Origin of the sequence: Draconibacterium sediminis, from assembly GCF_000949475.1 — a bacterium.
GTDB classification, from domain to species: Bacteria; Bacteroidota; Bacteroidia; order Bacteroidales; family Prolixibacteraceae; genus Draconibacterium; species Draconibacterium sediminis.
This window is the reverse complement of record NZ_JRHC01000008.1, coordinates 88,142-110,807: the sequence shown is the minus strand read 5'-3', so window position 1 is coordinate 110,807 and position 22,666 is coordinate 88,142. Positions and strand designations below refer to the sequence as shown.

11 protein-coding genes are annotated in these 22,666 nt (G+C 42.5%); 7 read left to right on the top strand and 4 right to left on the bottom strand.

What is annotated here, in order from left to right:
- Positions 1 to 43: 43 nt before the first annotated feature.
- On the bottom strand, positions 44 to 6,694 hold the full coding sequence (locus LH29_RS22140; RefSeq protein ID WP_045033521.1) for a T9SS type A sorting domain-containing protein: 6,651 nt from the start codon (positions 6,692 to 6,694) through the stop codon (positions 44 to 46).
- A gap of 867 nt (positions 6,695 to 7,561) precedes the next feature.
- On the opposite strand from LH29_RS22140, the gene LH29_RS22135 reads away from it, so the two are divergent.
- From LH29_RS22135 to LH29_RS22120, 4 genes are all read left to right on the top strand, one after another.
- Positions 7,562 to 8,797 carry an ammonium transporter gene (locus LH29_RS22135; RefSeq protein ID WP_045033520.1) on the top strand — a complete coding sequence of 412 codons (1,236 nt, stop codon included), beginning with the start codon at positions 7,562 to 7,564 and terminating at the stop codon, positions 8,795 to 8,797.
- Between the two features lie 465 nt (positions 8,798 to 9,262).
- Complete coding sequence (locus LH29_RS22130) at positions 9,263 to 11,899, top strand: valine--tRNA ligase (RefSeq protein WP_232302875.1); 2,637 nt, start codon at positions 9,263 to 9,265, stop codon at positions 11,897 to 11,899.
- 149 nt (positions 11,900 to 12,048) lie between these two features.
- Positions 12,049 to 12,795, top strand: a complete 747-nt coding sequence (locus LH29_RS22125) for a peptidase associated/transthyretin-like domain-containing protein (RefSeq protein WP_045033518.1) — start codon at positions 12,049 to 12,051, stop codon at positions 12,793 to 12,795.
- 284 nt (positions 12,796 to 13,079) lie between these two features.
- Complete coding sequence (locus LH29_RS22120; RefSeq protein ID WP_052671175.1) at positions 13,080 to 13,835, top strand: peroxiredoxin; 756 nt, start codon at positions 13,080 to 13,082, stop codon at positions 13,833 to 13,835.
- A 290-nt stretch (positions 13,836 to 14,125) separates the two neighbouring features.
- Here the strand turns inward: LH29_RS22120 and LH29_RS22115 are convergent, their stop codons facing one another.
- Positions 14,126 to 14,782, bottom strand: coding sequence for a hypothetical protein (locus tag LH29_RS22115; RefSeq protein ID WP_045033517.1), 657 nt, complete (start codon positions 14,780 to 14,782; stop codon positions 14,126 to 14,128).
- 113 nt (positions 14,783 to 14,895) lie between these two features.
- On the opposite strand from LH29_RS22115, the gene LH29_RS22110 reads away from it, so the two are divergent.
- The gene (locus tag LH29_RS22110; RefSeq protein ID WP_045033516.1) at positions 14,896 to 16,017 is read left to right on the top strand and encodes a carboxypeptidase-like regulatory domain-containing protein; all 1,122 of its coding nucleotides are present in this window, start codon (positions 14,896 to 14,898) and stop codon (positions 16,015 to 16,017) included.
- A gap of 72 nt (positions 16,018 to 16,089) precedes the next feature.
- On the opposite strand, the gene LH29_RS22105 is transcribed toward LH29_RS22110, so the two are convergent.
- Positions 16,090 to 17,403: an efflux RND transporter periplasmic adaptor subunit gene (locus LH29_RS22105; protein ID WP_045033515.1), complete on the bottom strand. Its 1,314-nt coding sequence runs from the start codon at positions 17,401 to 17,403 to the stop codon at positions 16,090 to 16,092.
- A 280-nt stretch (positions 17,404 to 17,683) separates the two neighbouring features.
- A complete protein-coding gene (locus LH29_RS22100; RefSeq protein ID WP_045033514.1) occupies positions 17,684 to 18,934 on the bottom strand; it encodes an aspartate kinase in 1,251 nt (416 codons plus the stop codon).
- Between the two features lie 164 nt (positions 18,935 to 19,098).
- Here LH29_RS22100 and LH29_RS22095 point away from each other — a divergent pair, with 164 nt between their 5' ends.
- Both LH29_RS22095 and LH29_RS22090 read left to right on the top strand, forming a co-directional pair.
- Positions 19,099 to 21,480: a S9 family peptidase gene (locus tag LH29_RS22095; RefSeq protein ID WP_045033513.1), complete on the top strand. Its 2,382-nt coding sequence runs from the start codon at positions 19,099 to 19,101 to the stop codon at positions 21,478 to 21,480.
- Positions 21,481 to 21,590: 110 nt separating this feature from the next.
- The gene (locus tag LH29_RS22090) at positions 21,591 to 22,613 is read left to right on the top strand and encodes a fatty acid desaturase (RefSeq protein ID WP_198152550.1); all 1,023 of its coding nucleotides are present in this window, start codon (positions 21,591 to 21,593) and stop codon (positions 22,611 to 22,613) included.
- Positions 22,614 to 22,666 lie beyond the last annotated feature (53 nt).

The following is a 22,666-nucleotide window of genomic DNA, read 5'->3' as shown; positions in this document are numbered from 1 at the left end:
CCGTTTTATTCGGCCACCTTTTTCTATTTCAAATCAAACCCTGCTATTTCTTTAACAGAATCAGTTTTTTAGTCTCTACAAAATCATTTGTTTTAAGTGTGCAATAATAAATACCGTCAGCCAGGCCAGCCGCATTGAAATCATAGCTGTATTGCCCTGCTATTTGTTCCACATCAACAATACGCCTGATTTCTCTGCCAACAGAATTTGTTACTGTTAGCATAACATGCGTGTCCTCCGGAATGGTGTACTGAATAGTGGTATTACTTCGGAAAGGATTTGGATAGTTATTAAAGTTGTACTGTCCTTCATCCTCAGGAAGTAGTTCGTCTTCAGCTATCGAAAGAATAACCGGATTATCAACCGTACCATTAATCTTATCGATGGTAAAGTTTAACTCAGGCGAAACCAGCTTAATTTGTTTCTGGTTGTATTCGTCCCATAACACTGTTTTAACCGATTCGCCAATGTCTGAACGATCGCCGTAAACCATAGCAAATGCCATATACTTGTCTATCGGGTTCAGGTACGAAAGCGGAACATCGCCACGCAGCTGATCGTTGATATAGGTTTGAATCCTGTACCTGTCGGAAGTTGGAAATTCCCCAAAATCAACAATCGCTGTCAGGGTCATGTTATACTCGTGTTTCAGGAAGAGCTCATCTGTATTACCCGATTTCATTATTGTGATGTTGTCGCTATTGCCAACAAACAACTTATAACCCAGTCCCGGTTGGAAGAATTTCAGATCGCCAACCCACGAATCCGTGCTTTGATTGTATTCGCCATATTCGTACTGGCTTTTAATTACGTCTCCCGGTCCTGCCGAAAGCAGCTCCAACACGCTATCAATGGGTAAGATCTCTGATTTTGGATAGCCGATCCAGTTCCACTTCGGATTTAACGGAATACTTACATCCGTTTCAGGTTCATTTCCAATCAGGCTCAGGGTGTCGCCATGGGCACTCAGGAATATCATATAACCCGTTTTGATATCAACATCAGAGAGTGTTCCCTGCCAGCCAGTCATTTGACTAAACTGCGAATATCCCGACTGTGATTTCAGTGTAATATCGTTTAGCGAAGTTGGTGGAGTAAGGCTCTCGAACACTTTGCCTACACTCATGTCGTTACTTTCTTTATTCACCGAGATCCAGTTCCATCCTTTTGCCAGCATCCGTTGCTGAATACCACCTGCCGGATGTAAAATGAAAGGCTCTTCTGCGTTTCCGACTACTCCGTCGTTAAAGAAGGTGAGTTCTTCAATGGCACCATATTCAATACCATTTAAACCATCCCACATTCTGAATTTGATGACTTCAGTAGTATGCTGATTCCGAACATGATACTCGGGGAAATTAATCCAGTCGAGATCGAATTCAGCACTGGTCGACTGAATGCGCAGTGTATGCGCACCGGCCGGAACCTCGAACTGAGCGGTATATATTGCATAGGTACTTCCGGTAGCAGGGATCGTTAGGCTTGTGCCCGGATTTCCGTCGACATAAACATCAACGTCGCCGGCTTTGCTTCCTGCAGCTTTAAACTCGGCCGTGAAAATGCCTGGTTTTGTTGCATAAATATCAAAGTCGATCCAGTTGTTTTTCTTAAAACGTGTGGCTTCATACGTTTTGCCATCTTCGGTAAAAGTAATGTCCTTCACACTCAGGTCATCCACGTAATCTTCGGCCTCGAGCAAACTTCCGTTTTCGCCTGTCAGATTTCCCGATATAGTAATAAATGCAGCATATTTGCTGAGTTCAGGAACATACATGATGTTACCAACACCGCGCAATTCACCATCAACATAAGCCGCAATCTTATCGCGTAATCCGGTCGACAGGTTTTCATCGCTGTCGTCAGAACTAAACTGAGCCACAATGTTCATGTTGTACTGGAAATCGGGGTGGTTTACACTCCAGTCGATCTCTTCGGCATACAGCTCAAGCGATACCATGAGTACTTCGGGCGAACCGTCGATTATGGCAGTTACTTCTCCCTCATAAAATCCAGGTAACAAATCTTCGACAACAAAGAATTGAACGGTAAAACTATTTCCTCCCAATACCGAAGCCGAAGTTACCGAAGGCACCAGCCAGTCGGGGTACTCTTCAATGGTAAACGATTTGCTTATGTTGGCGCTGTTATCAAGATTTGCACTCAGTACCACCAGTTCTGTTTCTTCTGCTGTAAGATGAACCTCTTCAGGATTCCACGACACCGGGCTAACATTCACCAGGAACGACCACTCGGTTTTGTATTTCTGTACATTTCCAAAAATATCCTGAATTCCTTCCACTACGGCATAAACACGTTTTCCTTCGAGCGATGGTTGTGCAAACAGATCGTCGTTGGGCGCAAGAATAATTCCATCTTCGTTTTGAGAACACTGAACCGTTATCGGAATTTCAGTGGAATCTTCAAGGAAAAGGCGGATGTTTGGTGGTGCACCTGAATAACTTTCAAAATTACAATTAATGTCTTTATCAAAAACAACACTTATTTCCTGCCCGTACCGCAGGTAGCCATCGGCAGGCGAAGGCGTTCCGTATGGAGCAATTGATGAACGGTCGATAATTCCCGACTGCTCGGAAGAATAAGAAATTCCACCTTCGATTCCACAATTTGCCTTGGCGCGTAAACTGTAGTTGCCATCGGTAAGGCCGGAAACATCAAACTCGTAATCGAAAAAGTTTTCCAAAAGTAAATCCTTTTCAATAGTCACATCGTCAACCCAGCCTTCACCCTGACGTTTATACTGAAGGGTAATACTTTGCAGGTTTTCGTTGTTGCGGTCGTAGCCCGTAAAAGCCACATCCAGTTTGTTGTCGTTGTTGCTGTTCACGAGCCAGTTATCGCCCGGCAGGTGCAAGGCTACATTTGAACACTCGCTTTGGAAATCAACAAAAATCCAGGCCGTATCGGCGCTTGTAACACTGCCGCCATCCTCCCATAGTGAATATTCACATGGCGGATACATCATAATACCAATCGAATCGTAAGTGGACGCCATCGGTCCGCGTTCAACGGTGAGTGCAATGTTTGCCGTTTGGTTGTATTGCAGAAAATAGGAAGCTCCACTATTGGTGATTGATGTGCCACCTAATTTTACAACGGCACCATCAGGATTTGTGGTAGATACTACTTTTACGTGGTATTCACGGGTTTCCCGACTCTGGCTTTCGTTTAGCAAATTGGCTGTAAACACTGCCTGTCCACCTATCGGAACGTTGTTGATCTGTGGCGGATACACAGTGATTCGTGCGTCGTCGCGAGGTTGTGTTCCTGGTTCGTGCGGACAACTTGAAGTTCCCAGTTTCAGATTGAAAGCAGGTACACCATAGGCTTTATCCTCCAGGATATCGACACTAAAGAAATCGCCAATATCGTTGTCGGAAAGAATATATCCAACGGTTCGGGAATAAGTGGTATCGTTGCCCTGATTAAAGGTGTTTGCCCACCTGAATTTTGCCATAACTCCGATCTCGCTATCAAACCAGGCGCCGGATTCATTATCAAGTTTTATTCCCGCTGCTAATTCTGTATTTATAAAAGCAGAGTATTCGAATGATGCCGAATTTGTGGTGTCGGTGGTATACTCGTTGGTATACGGCGCACCGGCACTAAACGAAATATTCTCTTTAAATACAGCATCTTCTCCTCTGTTTAAATCATTTTGTGCCAACACTTCCTCCCAGTGCAAACTATCAGCCAGTAACTGGTTAGCCTGCATTTTTTCCTCTGGTGACATCAGACTGGTATCGCGACCGGCAATCAAGGCACTACGCAGTACTCCGAGAGTTGGAAGCAAGGTGTTCTTAATGTGTGTTTCGGTATAAACAAAAGTTGTCGCAAAACCGGTTACATCAATAGTCGGAACAGTTTTTATTTCTGCCTGACAGGTTGCAGTATTAAAGGTCAGCTCGTCTCCCAGTGCATATTCCTGGTTAAACGAAGCGCCAATGTACACGTCACCATCATTTCCGGTAAGATTCTCCAAATCGGAAGTTGAAAAGGTTTCATTGAAAGTGATAGTGGTTTCAACACCGTTGCGGTTAAAATTATCCCTTCCGGCTACTGCGCTAAATTTAATTTGAGTTCCAAATCCATTGCTAGAAAAAGGAGTGAGTACTTTAGCTCCTATCAACAGGTTCGCATAAACTCCTGCTTCTCCACCCACAAGCATTTCGAATGTATTAAAGCTTTTGTAGGATTTGCCTTCCTGAACGTAAGAATAACTGTTGTCTCCGGGAGGGTCGTGTAATACCAGCATTGGCATCTCGGGCGATTTTGTAATAAATGACGGCGCCTGTGTTTTAACACCTTCAACCATTATCCAGTATTCCTGCGGAGTGGCGTCTAAATATCCAACTTCAGGAACCACATACAACAGTTTTTCGTGATTGTGCTCGGCACTCTCCGCAATTTCGGGTAATCCGGCTTGTGTGGTGTAAACTGCAAAACCGTTTACAATAGGCACCTCAATTGGCTCATCTCCGCGGTCGGCAACAAAGTCAAAAATGCGCAAATATCCTTCATTTACGGGGCAGTCGCCCATCGACTCGTTCACTTCAAAAACCAGGGTGTAAGTGTCGTTTTGCTGCATTAAAGTAATCGCTCCACTGCTACAATTAACCACTTGTGCGCCTGCATCGGCAAAATCAACCTGAATGTTGAGAGGTGAGTGGTAAATAAAATTCGCTTCCGGAATCACTTCCCCTCGTGTTGTATCGGTAACCGTCACTAATGTAGTGTCGGCAGGAGTGATACTTGTTGTGCCATTGGGCAGGAAGATGGTATCGGCCGGTGTAATGTCCAGGCTGTCGCGTTCAACCACCATATCTGCTGTATCCCGCACGGTAAGGTCAATACGTATTGGTTTATAACCAATTTGGTCGAATATGTTCGAATTCACCGGATCAAGTTCAACCACCTGCACATCGTATTCACGTGCCGGAAGATCGTGAATGGTAAGCAAACCATTTGCATCGGTATAATAAGTGGTATTAAAACAGTTGCCCGGCGAAGTAAGTTGTATTTTCACTGAATCGGCTACCGGAGTTTCGCACCCCGTTTGTACTTTCACAAAAATGGTATCGGTTTGTGTATCGGTAAAATTGATGTTCAATGAATCGCCGGCCACAAAGAATGAGGTTGATGGTTGTCCTGATGGATTTTCAAAAGTATGATGCAAAAACTCGGGAGTAAAGGTGTAATCTCCTTCTTCCTGTATGGCATAACTCCAATCGCCGTTGGCATCGGTAAAAATTCCCCGGCTTTCTCCGTTAATCAGAATTTCAACCTTAGGCACACCGCATTCGGCTGCGGTTGATTTTGGATACACAACTCTACCGGCCATAGAGAAAACACTCTCATCGGTAAAGTTGGCTCCAGAACTAAGTTTCGAATTCAGATCAAGTACACGGGTTATGGTGTCGGGAGTAAAAATATGTGGTCCGTTTGGTCCGTCTTTGTAAGGTACCACTATAAATTCAGCTTCATCGTAATAATAAATGTTGCGTATTTCGTAGTAGCCGTCAACATCGGTAGTTGTACAATATCCTCCTGAAGGAATAGACAATGCTCCGGCCGGTAAATTTGGTGTTACCGGAATCGCACATACCTGAACTCCTTCTACTCCAACACTCAAAATCGACTTAACCGTACCTTTAATGGTGCCGTTTGGTTTGGAGTATCCATCGTCGTTAAGGGTAGGGAAGGTGCGTGTTGCGTGAATTGGTGTTACATAGTAAGTGTGTTTGTAACCAGGAATGGCACCATCGTCGCTGTAAGCCTGGGCGTTTTTGCTCAAAATCGCCAGCTCTTCCTTTTGGCTACTTTCAGGTACACTACGCTCAATACGCAATTCCTCTGCAAATTCCGACAAGTCGTCCCATTCTACTTTCACACGGTTAGTATATGTTCCGTCGGATGCGTTAACGTTAAAAGTTTTTGCTTTTCCAAGAACGGCGTTTGAGCTATTTCTTGGTGATTCATGATTTCCCCAATCGTCGGTAAAGGTGGTTACCCAGTAATAATATACATCGTTTGGAACAATTGTTTCATCGGTCCAGGTGCGAGCGTTTCCGGCAACCTGTGCAACCAGAGTTCGGTCAAAGGCGGTTGTTCCCCTGTAAATATTGTAGCCAACGTTTGCATCAGGAATATTAGTTCCTTTGGACCAGTTCAAAACGATTTTATCGAAAAATTCCTGATTGGAAGCAGTAATACTTGTTGGAGATTTAATAGCAGTTGTACTTGCGGATTTCCAGTCGCTCCACGCCCAGGCTACACAGTTACACCAGGCCCATCCACAATCTTCGCTAATTTGATAACGGGCACGCCAACTGCCACTCTTTGAAGGGCCAACTGCCAAAGTTCCGGACCAGGAGCTTTTATAGCCTGATCCGGTAAATTCCTTTTGAAGACCGGTTTCCCAGGAATTCAAATAAATTCCGATCTTATACACTTCACTTTCCTGGCATTCAACAACGCCTCCTCCGGTATACGAAAAGCTGATTTGATAATCAGATCCATTCGAAGATGCGGTTAGAACCAAGTCAGGGTATGCTCTCTGAGCGCTTGCCAATACAGGCAATAGTAGAGTAAAAGCCAGCAATAACGCAATTTTATTGCCGACTTTTCTGGTTAAACAACTTGGAAGTAATACTTCCGGATAAGTAAAGTTTTTCATAATGTATTATGTAAGGATTTATAGATGGAGTCTTGTCTTTCTTTGGTGAAGACAACGACTAATGATGAATGCTATTTCTTTTTAGAATGGTGTTGTAAATTGCGTCCGGTATGAATACATAGTTAAATAGAGTTTGTGTTTAATGGATAATAATTCGGAATGGTTTGATTTAATGGTGTTCCTTTCCTTAAAACTGTGTTTATCGTTAACAAGTTATGGAAAAAATAAATAAGATAAAAGAGTATTTAAATCTTTAGGGCAAATTTTGTTCTCAAAAATCAGGCTTAAACAAGAACTGTACAGGGATACAGAATTTTTAAATTTGTTCTGTTTTCCCGTAAATAGCTAACTAAACGGAATAATTGAACAAGAGATTTCGCCTTTCTTTTTCATAGAATTAATTTTTTATCCGCGTAGGAAGTTTTGTCAGCTGAAATAGTCGGGATTATCCCGCGAGCTCGGCAAATTGGAACTGATAAGTGTGGCTAATATTAATTCAAGTTTAACAGGTACTAATTTAGAGTGAATTTAAAAAAGGTGAGATTTGTCATCGTTTTCACTGCTTTTTCATGTTTTTCCTTTTTTCTGAATTTGATTTTAACCCCGTTCAATTTCAAATTTTGCAGCTATTTTTTGTTCGATAAAAAATTCACCCCGTCCAAAATTTAAAAATCCGGGTTGAAAATGAATCGTTCGAAACCTGGACCCTGTTTTAATGAGTTGTTGTAAAATGTATTTGCGGGCTTTTAAAATGTCAGAAAAATGTACGAAAAAGTAGATAAATGAATTTTGGGAAGCTTTAAAACTGTCAAATTATTAAAGTCATATTCTATTTTTGGTCATCGAAATCAAAAAAGAATTAAGAATATGATGTTTGACAAAGGGCTGACTACCTTTATGATTGTGGCTACCAGTTTGGTAATGTTAATGACTCCCGGACTGGCTTTCTTTTACGGCGGTTTGGGCTGTAAAAAAAATATCCTGAGTATTATGATGCAGAGTTTTGTGTCGTTAGGAATTACAACTATTCTGTGGATTAGCTTTGGCTACTCCATGTGTTTTAGCGGAACCCTGGTCGACGGAAACGATTTTTTCGGCATCATTGGAAATTTCGATAAAGCTTTTCTGAACGGAGTTACAGCAAGTACACCCTTGTCGGCCGATCGTAATTTCCCGGAATATATTTTTGTGGCTTACCAAATGATGTTTGCCATTATTACTCCTGCCTTAATTACCGGAGCTTTTATTAACAGGGTAACTTTTAAGGCTTACGTCATCTTTCTGGTTCTTTGGCAAATCTTTGTATACTATCCCTTTGTGCATATGGTTTGGGGAGGTGGAATCCTTGCCGAATGGGGAGTTCTTGATTTTGCCGGAGGAATTACGGTGCACGCAACCGCCGGTTTTGCAGCATTGGCATCAGTGTTTTTTGTAGGATCCCGTGCCGAAAAGAACAGCGGCCCAAACAATATTCCGCTGGTAGCTATCGGAACCAGTTTATTGTGGTTCGGTTGGTATGGTTTTAACGCCGGAAGTGAACTGGATGTGGATGCTGTTACCGCACAGGCTTTTTTAAATACCGATGTGGCCGCATCGGTGGCAGCTATTACCTGGCTGGGAATTGAATGGACCACCGGCAAAAAACGGCCTACTTTTATAGGGTTAATGACCGGTGCTGTGGCCGGACTGGCAACAATTACTCCTGCTGCAGGTTACGTCACGCTCGGAACCGCCATGTTTATTGGCCTGTGTGCCGGAATGGTGTGCTACCAGGCAGTTAAATTTGTTGAGCGTCAACGCTGGGACGATGCCCTTGATGTTTGGGGCGTGCACGGAATTGGAGGTGTACTTGGAACCATTCTTCTGGGCTTATTCGGAACCACAGCCGTTAACGCCAATGGTTCCGACGGTTTGTTTTTTGGAGGCGGATTTAGCTTCTTCCTGAAACAGATTACGGCAATAATTTTTGCGTCGGCCTGGGGTTTTGTATTTACCTGGGGCATGTTAAAAACAATTAACCGCTTTGTACCTGTAAAAGTAGGGCGCATGGACGAAAAGAAAGGCCTCGACCTGGGCTACCATGGCGAGGTTGCCCGTCAATAAGAAAAACCGATAACATATATAATTCAGCCACGGACGGTGTAGTAGAAACTACTCTGTTCGTGGTTTTTTGTTTCCTGCAGGTTTTATCGCCGTCCTGTTAGCTTTTTGGTCGTCCTGTACCACTTTTTTGCAATTCTGTAAGGATTTTGGTCGTCCTGTTGGATTATTAGCAGTTCCTGTTTAACAGGGAGGGTATAAACCTTACAGGACGGGTGAAATCTTAACAGGACGCTGTATATCAGCAATATGCGGGTTGTGGGGTGTTAAGGATTGTACCTTACTTTAGCGCGGTTTATGGTGCTGAATAAAGAAAAGGCTAATAGCCATTCGATGAATCTAACAGAGGGTTAACCATAGTATATTTTAATTCTCAACCTTCAGAACCTAAACTCTTTCTGTTGAACATTGAACTCTAAACTTTTAATTGTACTTTTGCACCTCAAATTTTTAGCTAGATATTTCAAGATGAGTCAGATGGAAATTCCGAGCAAGTACAACCCGGCCGAGGTTGAAGATAAATGGTACAAATACTGGATGGATAACAAATATTTCCACTCCACACCCGACGAGCGCGAACCTTACACGATTGTAATTCCGCCGCCAAACGTAACCGGCGTGTTGCACATGGGGCACATGCTTAACAATACCATTCAGGATATTCTGGTCCGCCGCGCGCGAATGACCGGTAAAAACGCCTGCTGGGTGCCGGGTACCGACCATGCATCGATTGCTACCGAAGCCAAAGTGGTAAACAAACTAAACGCTGAAGGAATTGACAAGTACGATCTTTCGCGCGACGAATTCTTGAAACATGCCTGGGAGTGGACCGATAAACACGGTGGTATTATCCTCGAGCAGCTGAAAAAACTGGGTGCCTCGTGCGACTGGGATCGTACAGCTTTTACCATGGATGAAGCTCGCAGCGAATCGGTAATCAAAGTTTTTGTCGACCTGTTTAACAAAGGAATGATTTACCGCGGCGTTCGTATGGTAAACTGGGATCCGGCAGCAAAAACTGCACTTTCTGATGAGGAAGTGATCTACAAAGAAATGCAGGGTAAACTTTACTACCTGAATTACAAAATTGAAGGTGAGGACGAGTTTGTAACCATTGCAACCACACGCCCGGAAACGATTTTGGGTGATACAGCCGTTTGTGTAAATCCGAAAGACGAACGTTTTGCGCACCTGAAAGGAAAACGTGTTTTGGTACCGCTGATCAACCGTTCAATCCCGATTATCGAGGATGAATACGTAGATATGGAATTTGGTACCGGATGTTTGAAAATTACACCGGCCCATGATATTAATGACTACGAAATCGGCTTGAGGTATAACCTGCCATCCATCGACATTTTTAACGACAACGGAACACTTAACGAAAAAGCTGAGCTGTTTGTTGGCGAAGACCGTTTTGTTGTTCGCGATAAAATTGTTCCTGAACTGGAGAAAGCAGGAAACCTGGCTAAAATAGAAGACTATACCAATAAGGTAGGATTCTCGGAGCGCACCGATGTGATCATCGAACCAAAATTGTCGGCACAGTGGTTCCTGAAAATGGAAGAACTGGTAAAACCGGCTTTGGAGAACGTGATGAACGATACGATCAGCTTCCATCCTCCGAAATTTAAAAATACCTACAAACACTGGATGGGCAACATCAAAGACTGGTGTATTAGCCGCCAGTTGTGGTGGGGACACCAAATTCCGGTGTACTACCTGCCCGACGGAACTTATGTTTGTGCCGAATCTGCGGAAGAAGCGTTGGAGATGGCAAAAGAAAAATCGGGTAATGCAGAATTGACTGCAGCCGATTTGAAACAAGATGAAGATGCTTTGGATACCTGGTTCTCGAGCTGGTTGTGGCCGATTGCGGTTTTCGATGGAATTCGTGAGCCGGAGAACGAGGAGGTAAACTACTATTATCCAAGTTCGGACTTGGTAACCGCACCCGATATTATTTTCTTCTGGGTAGCCCGGATGATTATTGCAGGTTACGAATACCGCGATGATTTCCCGTTCAAGAACGTATATTTTACCGGAATGGTGCGCGATGCACAACGTCGCAAAATGTCGAAGTCGCTGGGTAACTCACCCGATCCGCTGGATTTGATTGCCAAGTACGGTGCCGACGGTGTTCGTGTGGGAATGTTACTTTGTTCTCCTGCAGGTGGCGATTTGTTGTTCGACGAAAGTTTGCCGCAACAGGGAGCCGGTTTCTCAACAAAAATATGGAATGCTTTCCGTTTGGTGAAAAACTGGGAAGTATCTTCTGATATCGAACAACCGGAACATTCAAAACTGGCCATTGAGTGGTTTAGAAATAAACTGGCACAGGTGGTAGAAACGTTGAATACACAGTTTGATGGATTCCGAATTTCGGAAGCCTTAATGACCGTTTATACTACTGTTCGCGACGAGTTCTCGGGGTGGTTGCTCGAAATGGTAAAACCAGCTTATCAGCAACCGATTGATGCCTTAACTTATGCTGAAATTGTTGAGCTGTTCGACCAAATGTTGCGTCTGATGCATCCGTTTATGCCTTTTATTACCGAAGAGATCTGGCAATTGCTTGATGAGCGTAAAGAAGGCGAAAGTATCATGATCAGTCAGTTGCCGGCTAATACCAGCTACGATGCGGCTTTTCTTGCTGCTTTCGAGGATGTAAAAGAAGCGGTATCGGGAATTCGTAAAATCCGTAAAGACAAAAATATTGCCTTTAAAGATGCTATCGATTTTTCGGTGCAAAAAGGCGATAAAGGTTTTGATGCTAAATTCAACAGCATTCTCATCAAATTGGGTAATCTTACTGAGTTAACAGCTGTTGACGAAGAAGTTAAAGGAGCAGCTTCGTTCCGCGTAAAATCAACCAGTTTCTATATTCCGCTTGATGGATTTATTGATGTGGCAGAAGAGTTGGAAAAGCTGGAAGAGGAGTTGAAATACTTCAAAGGATTCCTGAATTCGGTAATGAAAAAGCTGAGTAACGAACGTTTTGTAAATAATGCACCCGAAGCGGTTGTTGCCAAAGAAAAAGCAAAACAAGCTGATGCCGAAGCCAATATTAAAGTGTTGGAAGAGCGCATCGCTTCAATGAAATAATTCATACAGTCATAGTATGACTCCAAGTCATGCTATGACTATTTCCCTATATCCCCTTAACATCTGTTAAAAACCAGTTAAATAGTGTTATCTTCAAAATGGTTAAATTCTTTTGCATAGATTTGCATACGGAATAGAATTACGCACTTATGTATAGATATTTACTGCTGCTATTAGTTGTTTTGATGAGTTTTTCAGTTTGGGCTCAGGATGAGAATTATCCGGTTGATCCGATGTTGATTGAACTGAAAGCAAAAATCCTGAGTTCTTCCGATAGTTCAGCAGTACCTTATGCCAACATAATTAATCACCGCACACACAGCGGAACAATTACCAACGGAGAGGGGATTTTTACGCTGGAGATGCTTAATATTGATTCGCTCGAAGTTACTTCTGTGGGTTACAAAACTTTTATTCTGAAAGTGCCATCCTATTACACCGGCTACGAAATGCTTACGTTTTATATGGATCCTGTACTTTATAATGTCGGTGAAGTTACCGTTGAAGGTGAAGCCCGTCAGCTGGATTATTTCGATCACGGAAATCCAACAGACCTTGACCCAACCTTGAGAGGCGATGCATTTAATGAAAAACCTCCGATCATTGCAGCGCTGGTAAGTCCTTTATCGTTTGCACAATATTACGGTAAACGCGAAAAACGCAAACGCCAGGTACGCGAGGATATGGCGATAATGAAAAACTGGGAAATGCATTCGAGAAACTACAATAAAGAAATGGTGATGAAGCTTACCGGTTTGAATGAGGCTTATGCCGATACTTTTATGATGTGGTTTAACGGGCAAAATGTACTTCCGTACACAGCCACGGAATACCAGGTAAGGGAGTCGATTGTGCAGTATTCCAAATTATTTAAGCTGGATTACGAACTCGAATAATTGAACGAAGAATTCGACAAATAATCAATGATTTGTTAATAGAATACAAATAAGTATTTAATTTGTGTATTCCTCAACTTTCATATTGAATATAAAAAGATGTGAATATCTTTAAAATGTAATCAAAAACAAAATATTGCTTGCAATCTCGTTATTTATTGGGTTTAGTGTTGGCGAAGCATCAAACACAATGTTTTTGGTCACATTAAAAATATGTTCTTCAACATAAAATGGCGGATATGATGATTGTATTTTAGTGTCGCAATCATTTAATATTCAAAGTTATGAAACAATTAATGTTTACCTTTTTGGCTGTGATTCTGGCCGTGGGAGTAGTAAGCGCAAGCGACTACAAAATCCCCTTAATAGGATCAAAAGCTCCAAAATTTAGTGCAAACACAACCAACGGAAAAATTACTTTTCCAAATGATTTCGGAAGTAGTTGGAAAATCCTGCTAAGCCACCCGGCCGACTTCACTCCGGTATGCTCGTCTGAGTTACTGGAATTGGCACACCTGCAAAAAGAATTCAAAAAATTGGGTGTTGAGCTGGCCGTAGTTTCAACAGATGATATTGTGTTACATAAGATGTGGAAAGCTCATCTGGAGGAGTTGGACTATAAACAACGCGGGACGGTTAATATCGATTTCCCGATAATTGAAGATCCTGACGCAAAGGTGTCGCGTTTGTACGGAATGTTACACGATGAGGAGAGCACTGACCGTGATGTTCGGGGCGTATTTATTATCGATGATAAAAATATTGTACGCTCGGTAAATTTCTACCCGGTAGAAGTTGGACGAAATATGAATGAATTTGTTCGGATGGTAGAAGCTTTGCAGCTTACCGAATCGAAATTTGTATACACACCTGCTAACTGGGAAAAAGGCGACGACGTAATTGTGCCTTATTTACCCTATTCAACTGCCGAGCTGGAGGCTAATCCTAAATTAGCTGACAGGTATTATAGCGTTGGTAACCGAATGTGGTTCGAGCAGGGTGACGCACCAACCGCCAAGGTTGATAATGACGAGGAATAGCAAAACGCAATTTTTCATAGAAGCATGTTAGATTCAGACACTTAAAAAGGTATTTGCGTTGCAGGTACCTTTTTTTCTCCCTTTACAAAGTTGAAGTAAAAAAGAAAGCCCGGTGATGACCAGGCCTTCCCAATGAAAGGGTAAACTTTCATTAATTTTTGCAATCAAATAATAAACACAGTTAATTAAAACGGCTCATTATTCTAACCTCTTTAAACAAGCAAGTGCTCGTTTTGTTAATTGTTTTCCAGATTTTTTTTTGACGTTCCGGCGCTGTTAAACAAAAAGAATTAACTGCCAATCTCACTTTTCAGCAACTTAACCTGGTTGGTAAGTTTATTAATCTGTTCATCCTTTTCTTTAAGCTGATTTTGCAGTTGCTGTGTTTCCGAACGAACATTATCAAGTTGTCCCTGCAGCGTATTTAGCTTATCATCGCCAGCTTTAATTTTTCCTTCCAGAACTTTTGCTTCCTGGTTTAACCGGTTAATTTCAAAGTTCTTTTGATCGATGGCCGAGTTCTTCTCAGAAACTTCGCTTTCCAGCGTGTTTACTTCGTTTTGTAACGATTTTATCGACGCTTCTTTACTTTCCAGCGCGTTGGTTAAACGTTGTTTTTCAAAATCAAGATTAAAACTTGTTTCCTGCAACGATTCCTGTTTGCTGCTGAGTTCTTCATTCAGCCCGGCCACTTCTTTTTTCAGCTCGGCAATATCCTGCTCCTTCATGGCATTGCTTTCCATTAACTCGTTTTTCATGGCCTCAAAATCGGCAATCAAAGCTTTAATACGTTCGGTTTTGGCATTGTTCTCGGCATCGAGTTTTCGCGAAAGTTCTTCGGCTTTTAATCTGCCGGCTTCCATTTCAAGGTATTTCTTTTTTGATACACACGACGACAGTCCGATCAAAACTACACTAATAACAAGAATGATATATTTTCTACTCATAACGATCTTTTTATGTTCAAAACAAAGATACACAATAATAATTGGGTAATACAACGTTTTAATAAGCGGGTGTGGTATTTATTTCTTACTTTTATTTTTTAAAATTGATGGTCATGAAGAAAACAATTATACTCATTTTTACAGTTTTCGTAGCCCTTACAGCGTTGGGGCAAAGCGGATCGAAGGTGGCACACACCATTAAAGGAAAAGTGGTTGATGCCAATACAAATCGCCCGGTTTCGTATACCAATATTGGTTTGGAAGGTACTTTTTTTGGTACCGCCAGCGATAGCGAGGGGAATTTTGAGTTGAAGATTCCTGAAGATATGGTGGATAAAGCCATTTACTTTTCGGCAGTGGGTTTTACCAACAAACAATTTCCGGTAAAAGATCTTTTTTCAAAAGAATTTGCAGTGATAAAATTAGAGTCGCAATCGTACGACGTTGAAGAGGTGGGGGTTGCTGCTCAAAATAAAGTTTTGATTCGCATTTTGCGCCTGGCTTCAGATAATATTAAATACAATTATGGTTCGGGGCCGTTTAATATGCACTTTGCTTATTCAAAAGAAAAGGCGGTTAACGGGCAGGTGAAATCGCCGCAAATTGCAACGGTATTGCTTTACGACGAAACAGGTTACACAAATCCTTCGAAAGCTGATGCTTTTAAGGCTCGGAACTATTCGGTTACAAAAGAGCAGAGCGACGCAGATTACAGCTTTTCAAGCGCACAATTATACCTCGACGATTTGTTGGGATTCGACTGGGTGCGTTCGGCATCGGGTGTTTTAAGCCCTGCGTTGTTAAACGATTATCAGCTGGCACTGGAAAGCCAACCCGTAATAGAAGGAAAAGAATTTTGGGTGATTTCCTTTAGCCCGAAAGTAACTTCGCTGGCAACTACAGGCGATTATTATGCCGGTACGTTTAAAGGAAAAATTACCGTTAATAAGGAAGATTATTCGATATTAAAAATTGAAGGCGAAGCAGTGGCGCCAAAAAATAACCGTCAGGGCAGGGCGCTGGCAATCGGGCAAAACAATACGGATTATTTTACCGATGTGCTTTACACCTTTGAAGTGGATTATAAAAACCTTCTGCTAAAACGTGTGGCGCTGGATAAAACCTACACTTACAAAGGCGAAAAGGTTTCGGAGCAAGCCGTGCTGGATATGACCCGGGCGCACACCAATAACCTTACTGTTATTGATTCGCGCGATTATTTCCCCGGAGAATAAGAGATAGAATCATAAATAAAAACAGGGTTGCGAATCAAATCGCAACCCTGTTTTTATTTGTCTATAGTTATTTTAATCCTCAGCTGTAAACAACTCCTCCTCACTAACCTTTTTAACCTGCATACTGTCTTTTAACGTGCGGTTAATAATGGTGTAAGGCGCGGTAACTACCTCGTCGCCCTCTTTAATTCCTTTCAGAATTTCAATGCTGTTGTTATCCTGAATTCCGGTTTCTACTTCAGTTTTTAATACGCGGCCATCGGCATACACAAAAACAACTTCCTGTTTTTCATCGCGCTGTGTAGTGTTTTCGTCATCCGAAGAATTTTCCGAATCCGTATCAACTTCCTTGGTGCCGCCGTTTTCTTTTTTAATCCGTGTTGTAACTGCCGAGATCGGTACCGAAATAACATTTTCGCGGGTTTCTGTAAGAATATCAACGGTAGCCGACATTCCGGGGCGGAAAGGGTAGAGGTTACCATTCTCAGGATCGATCAAATCTTCGTACGAATCTTTTAGCAAAAGCACTTTTACATCGAAGTTGGTTACCTGGTCGGAACTGGTTCCGGTAACGCTTGCCGAGTTGGCAATTTCGGTAACAATACCTTTGAATTTGCGGTTCAGGTAAGCATCAACTTCTACCAGTGCGGTATCGCCTTTCATTACCTTTACAATATCGTTTTCGTTCACTTCAACCTGCACCTCCATTTTGTTGAGGTCGGCAACGGTCATCATTTCGGTTCCTACCATCATGCTGGTTCCCACTACGCGTTCACCTTTTTCCACATTCAATGCCGAAATCGTTCCTGTAATAGGAGCATAAATTTTTGTTTTTATCAGCTGCTCTTCAGCTTCATCAAGCGATGCCTGAGCACTTAAAACCGAATATTGTGCGGCACGGGCTTCAGCCTGTGCAACTTTGTAGGCTGCTTCTGCCGACTCAAATTCCGAAACCGGAATCGTACCTTTTTCATACAATTGTTTGGAGCGTTTATACGAAAGTTCGCTTTCAATTAGTTGTGCCTCGGCTTGAGCCTGTCTTGCTTTCGATGAGTTTACGGCGGCTTCCGACCGGTTTACTGCCGAAACATACATTTCGGGTTTTATAACACACAGTAATTTTCCCTGCTCAACCGCATCGCCATCTTCAACATGCAGCTCAACGATCTCACCGGCCACATCGGGACTGATCTTTACCTCAGTCTCCGGCTGAATTTTTCCGTTGGCGGTTATAAACTCGGTAATGGTTTTACTTTCTACGGTTTCGGTTGACACTTTTACGCTAACATCGCTGCCAAGCCATCCTTGCTTTTTGCCCACGATAAGCACAATAATAATTACAACCGCAACTCCAATTATATAAGGCAATGTCTTTTTTTGCTTCATTTCAGTTAGCTGTTTTTGTTTATAGGTAAGAAATGGGTTTCTAAAATTACAAGAAAAATCGATTCCTGTAAATTATACCAATTGTATTTCAGTGTGAGCCTTGAGCGAAACGGTGAAATCGCAATGATTAATGCCGGTTGAAAGTAGGAATTTACTGAAATAGGACTCATTTTGATTTCACATCTGTATTAATTGTCAATCGGCTGCCAATCGCTTTTCTGAATATGGGTGAAATTAAAAGAAAAAGGCTACCGGAAATAACACTTCCGGTAGCCTTTTCTTATTCTTTAATCAGCATCCGTGCCGTTAAACGGCTGTGCTGTTCCAGGTAAATATCCTTTTCTTTTACCATCCAGTCGAGCACCTCTTCGGTGTAGTGCCGGATGGTTACCAGCGTAAGATCGGTATTGTAACGTATTTTATAATCGCCCGAAAGTTCGCTGAAAATATCCTCCAGATTTTCGTCTGAAGCATCGGCAACAATGTTAAGGTCGATGGCCGATTGTTGCATCAATGTAACCTTTATCAGTTTTTCCATCAGAAAATTTACCACCCGCTCAATATCGCTAATCGAGATTATTGAGAAATCGAGAGCAGAAAGGGTAATCAGCACCTGGTTTTCTTTCAGAATAAAAATCGGAGGCAGTTCAATTTTATGATCGATTTTATGAATAACCGTGCCCGGATTTTTAGGCTCGACAAACGATTTTACCAGCAGCGGAATTCCTTGGTTGTGCAGCGGTTGCATGGTTTTTGGGTGGATTACCTTTGCTCCCGAATGCGTCATCTCAACCGCCTCTTTGTACGACAGCTCGTTGATCATCACCGTGTCGCTCATTTTTTTCGGGTCGGCACTTAACACTCCCGGTACGTCTTTCCATATCGACACACTTTCAACCTTCAGCGAGCTACCGATAATGGCAGCCGTAAAATCCGAACCCTCACGCCCCAGCGTGGTAGTGAGGTTGGTGGTTGTAGAGCCGATAAATCCCTGTGTGATGTATAAGCTTGTGTCGGAAAAGTTGAACTCTTCGCGAATCAGTTCACCGGTCCATTCCCAGTCAACATGTGCATCGCGGAAAGTGTCATCAGTTTTCAGACAGGTGCGAATGTCGATCCATTTATTTTTATATCCGGTGGCGGTAATGTAATCGCTAACAATGCGGGTAGAAATGAGCTCACCGTAACAGATAATCTGGTCGTATTCAAAGTTAAAATCGTACGACGGACGCGAATTTAATTTGTGTTCCAGATCGCTAAACAACTCATAAACACCCTGTGGCATTCCTTTTTCGCCAAACAAATCGCCGATAATTTCAATGTGGTAGTTCTTAAAGTTATTGAAGATTGTCCACTTTTCGTTGTTGCTGTTATAGTAGGCTTTTATTAATGTTTCCAGCAAATCGGTACTTTTTCCCATGGCCGAAATAACCACGCTCAGGTTTCCGTTTTCGCTTTTAATAATTTCAAATACATTTTTTACTGCGGCCGCATCTTTTACCGATGCGCCTCCAAATTTATATACCTTCATCAAAAATTCATTTAAAGCTTTTGAGCAATGCGCTACGAGCTGTTTAACCTTGCAAAACTATATTTTTTTGAATTAACAATATACATGTTCATCAGGGAAATCATTCTACTAAAAATGTTAATTTAGATGCCTTCAAAAAAAACACTAAAAAAGAAACTGCACTCATGAGACATTTTATTCTTTCAATTTTTATTCTGTTTACTTTTTCAGGATTTTGCCAGGTGAGCCAACTTAATAAAAGTTCGCTTTCTATCGAAACAATTATGCAGGATCCGGCCAAATGGATAGGTACTTCGCCGGACGATATAAGCTGGAGCGAAGATGGCGCAAAAATCTATTTTCAGTGGAATCCGGAGCAAGACACGCTGGAATCATTGTTCGCCTACGATTTGGCGACCAAAGAAATAGAGAAAGTAAGTTTGGATGAAAAGAAGACATTACCCGGCCGTCGTGGCAATTACAACAGCGACAAAACAAAAAAGGTTTATACACGAAATGGTAACCTCTTTCTGCTGGATTGTAAAAGTGGAAAAGAGAAACAGCTTACAGCCTGGCTGGAGCGTGTTTCGTCGCCCGAATTTGTTTTAGACGATTCGAAAATAGCCTTTACTAAAGACAATAATCTATTCACCATCGATCCGGAAACCGGGCTGATTACGCAGCTGACCAATTTTGTTTCGGGGAACGAGAAAAAGGAACAGCCTTCATCTGAGCAAGCCAAATGGCTGGAGCAGCAGCAAAAGGAATTATTTGTGGTTTTGCAGGAACGTGAAGCGAAAAGCAAAGCACGCGAAAACCGCGAGGAGGCAGAGAAAGCAGCCGAACCATTAAAAATATACACAGGGAGTAAGTTTCTGAGTGATGTTTCACTGAGTCCAACCGGCAACTACATTAGTTACAGTTTGTACGAAAGAGCATCGAATGCAAAAGCTACTTCGGTTACGCATCATGTAACCGAATCGGGGTACACCGAAGAAAAGAATGCCCGTTCCAAAGTAGGTAGTCCGCAGGCGTCGGTTGAAATGGGGATTTTTGATGTGAAAAACAATAAGCTGATAACGATTGATAAAACACAAATTCCCGGTCTGAAAGATTTGCCCGAATACCTGAGCGATTACCCTGAACGTATGCCAAAAGAGGGAGAAGAAGTTGAAGACCGCGAAGTGAACCTGATGGGGCCGGTGTGGAATGAAACGGAAGATATGGCGGTGGTTGTTGCGCTGTCGCATGACAATAAAGACCGCTGGATTATGTTGCTCGATCCTGCAACGGGTGATTTGGAATTACTCGATCGTCAGCGCGACGAAGCGTGGATCGGAGGCCCCGGAATTGGCGGCTGGGGAATGTCGACAGGAGATATAGGCTGGATGCCTGATGGTGAATCGGTGTGGTTTCATTCCGAAGAGTCGGGCTACTCGCATTTGTATGCCGTTAACTGCAAAACAAAAAAGAAAACAACGCTTACCGAAGGCGAGTTTGAAGTTTCGGAAGCATCTATTTCGAACGATAAAAAAAGTTTTTATTTCATCGCCAACAAATTGCACCCGGGTGTGACGCATTTCTACAAAATGCCGGTTTGGGGTGGTAAGCTTACGCAAATCACATCGTTGGAAGGCGGAAATGAAGTAACACTTTCTCCTGATGAGAAATATTTGGCCATTCGTCATTCGGAGGCCAACAAACCCTGGGAACTTTATTTGCAGGAAAATAAAGCCGGAGCTGAAGCCGAACAGCTGACAAATTCAACCACCGACGCTTTTAATAAATACAACTGGCGAATCCCGGAGTTCATTACTTTTAATGCTGCCGATGGTGCCGAAGTGCATGCCCGTTTGTATCGCCCTGAGTCGCCGGAGCAAAACGGACCAGCAGTGATTTTTGTGCACGGTGCCGGTTATCTGCAAAATGCGCACAAATGGTGGAGCAGCTATTTTCGCGAGTACCAGTTTCATAATATTTTAGTCGACAATGGTTATACAGTACTGGATATCGATTACCGCGGAAGTGCCGGTTATGGCCGCGACTGGCGCACCGGAATCTACCGTTGGATGGGTGGCCTCGATCTGTCGGATCAGGTGGATGGTGCCAAACTGTTGACGGATAAATATAATGTTTCGCCGGAGCGAATTGGAATTTACGGCGGTTCATACGGAGGATTTATCACGCTGATGGCTTTGTTTAATGAGCCGGAAACTTTTACTGCCGGTGCAGCTTTGCGTTCGGTTACCGACTGGGCGCACTACAACCACGGTTACACGGCTAATATTTTGAATACACCGGTACAGGATAGCATTGCCTATGCAAAAAGTTCACCCATAAATTTTGCCGAAGGTTTACAAGGCAACTTATTGATGTGCCACGGAATGGTAGATGATAATGTACAGTTTCAGGATATTGTTCGCCTAACACAACGACTGATTGAGTTGGGCAAAGAAAACTGGGAACTGGCGGTTTATCCGGTAGAAGCTCACGGGTTTGTTGAGCCCAGCAGCTGGACAGACGAATACAAACGTATTTTTAAACTGTTTGAAGAGAATCTGAAATAACACGATAGAAGCGGGAGTCTGACCTGAAATCAGGCTCCCGCTTTTGAAATAGTGAAAATTTGCCGAACATCTACTATCTGTTATTCGTTTAAATAGACGGAACATTAAGAATGGAGAGTAGATCGATGAATACCCGGCAGAAAGAAACATCCCCAAATAATCCTTGGCAAAACTTTATAAAAAATTCGGCTTCCTATCAAAAGCCTGATACCTTAAAAAGCGTGTGGCAAATCATAAACACTTTTATTCCGTATGTTGGCGTATGGATATTGTTGGTTTATAGTTTGTCGGTTTCGTTGTGGCTCACTGCATTTCTGCTCATTATTGCCGCCGGGTTATTGGTTCGTTTGTTTATAATCTTTCACGATTGCGGCCACGGCTCTTTCTTCAAATCATACAAAGCCAATCGGTATATCGGAATGTTGTTTGGCATTTTGGCTTTCACTCCCTTCGATAAATGGCACAGCTTACACGGGAAACACCATGCTACTGTTGGTAATCTCGATAAACGTGGAGATGGCGACGTATGGACCATGACAAAGGAAGAGTATCTGGCAAGTTCGAAAAAAAGGAGGCTTTATTACCGGGTATACAGGAATCCGGTTGTGATGTTTGGCATTGGCTCGCTATATGTATTTCTTATTCAAAACAGGCTGACGAAAGAATGGATGACGCAAAAGCAGAAAAACAATGTTTATGTCACCAATATTGCGTTGGTTATGCTGTTTGCGGGAATGAGTGTTGCAATTGGTTTTTTCACCTATCTTATTCTTCAGCTGATTATACTGTACCTGGCTGGCATGGCCGGACTGTGGTTGTTTTATCTGCAACATCAGTATGAAGATGTATCGTGGGTTAGAAGCGATGATTGGAACTACACAAAACTGGCACTCGAAGGAAGTTCATTTGTCAAATTTCCCAAACTGCTTCAGTGGTTTTCCGGCAATATCGGGTTTCATCATATTCATCACATTAATGCGCGTATACCCAACTACAATTTGCCCAAATGTTACGCCGAAAATAAAATTTTCAGAGAGGTGAAGCCGGTAACGTTTCGCTCAAGCCTCAAAACTTTGCGTTTACGTTTATGGGACGAAAAACTGCAGAAACTAATCGGATTTCAGGATATATAACCGGGCAAGCCAGGTTGAGCACCAAACAATTTATACTTACCTTTGTTTCTGGA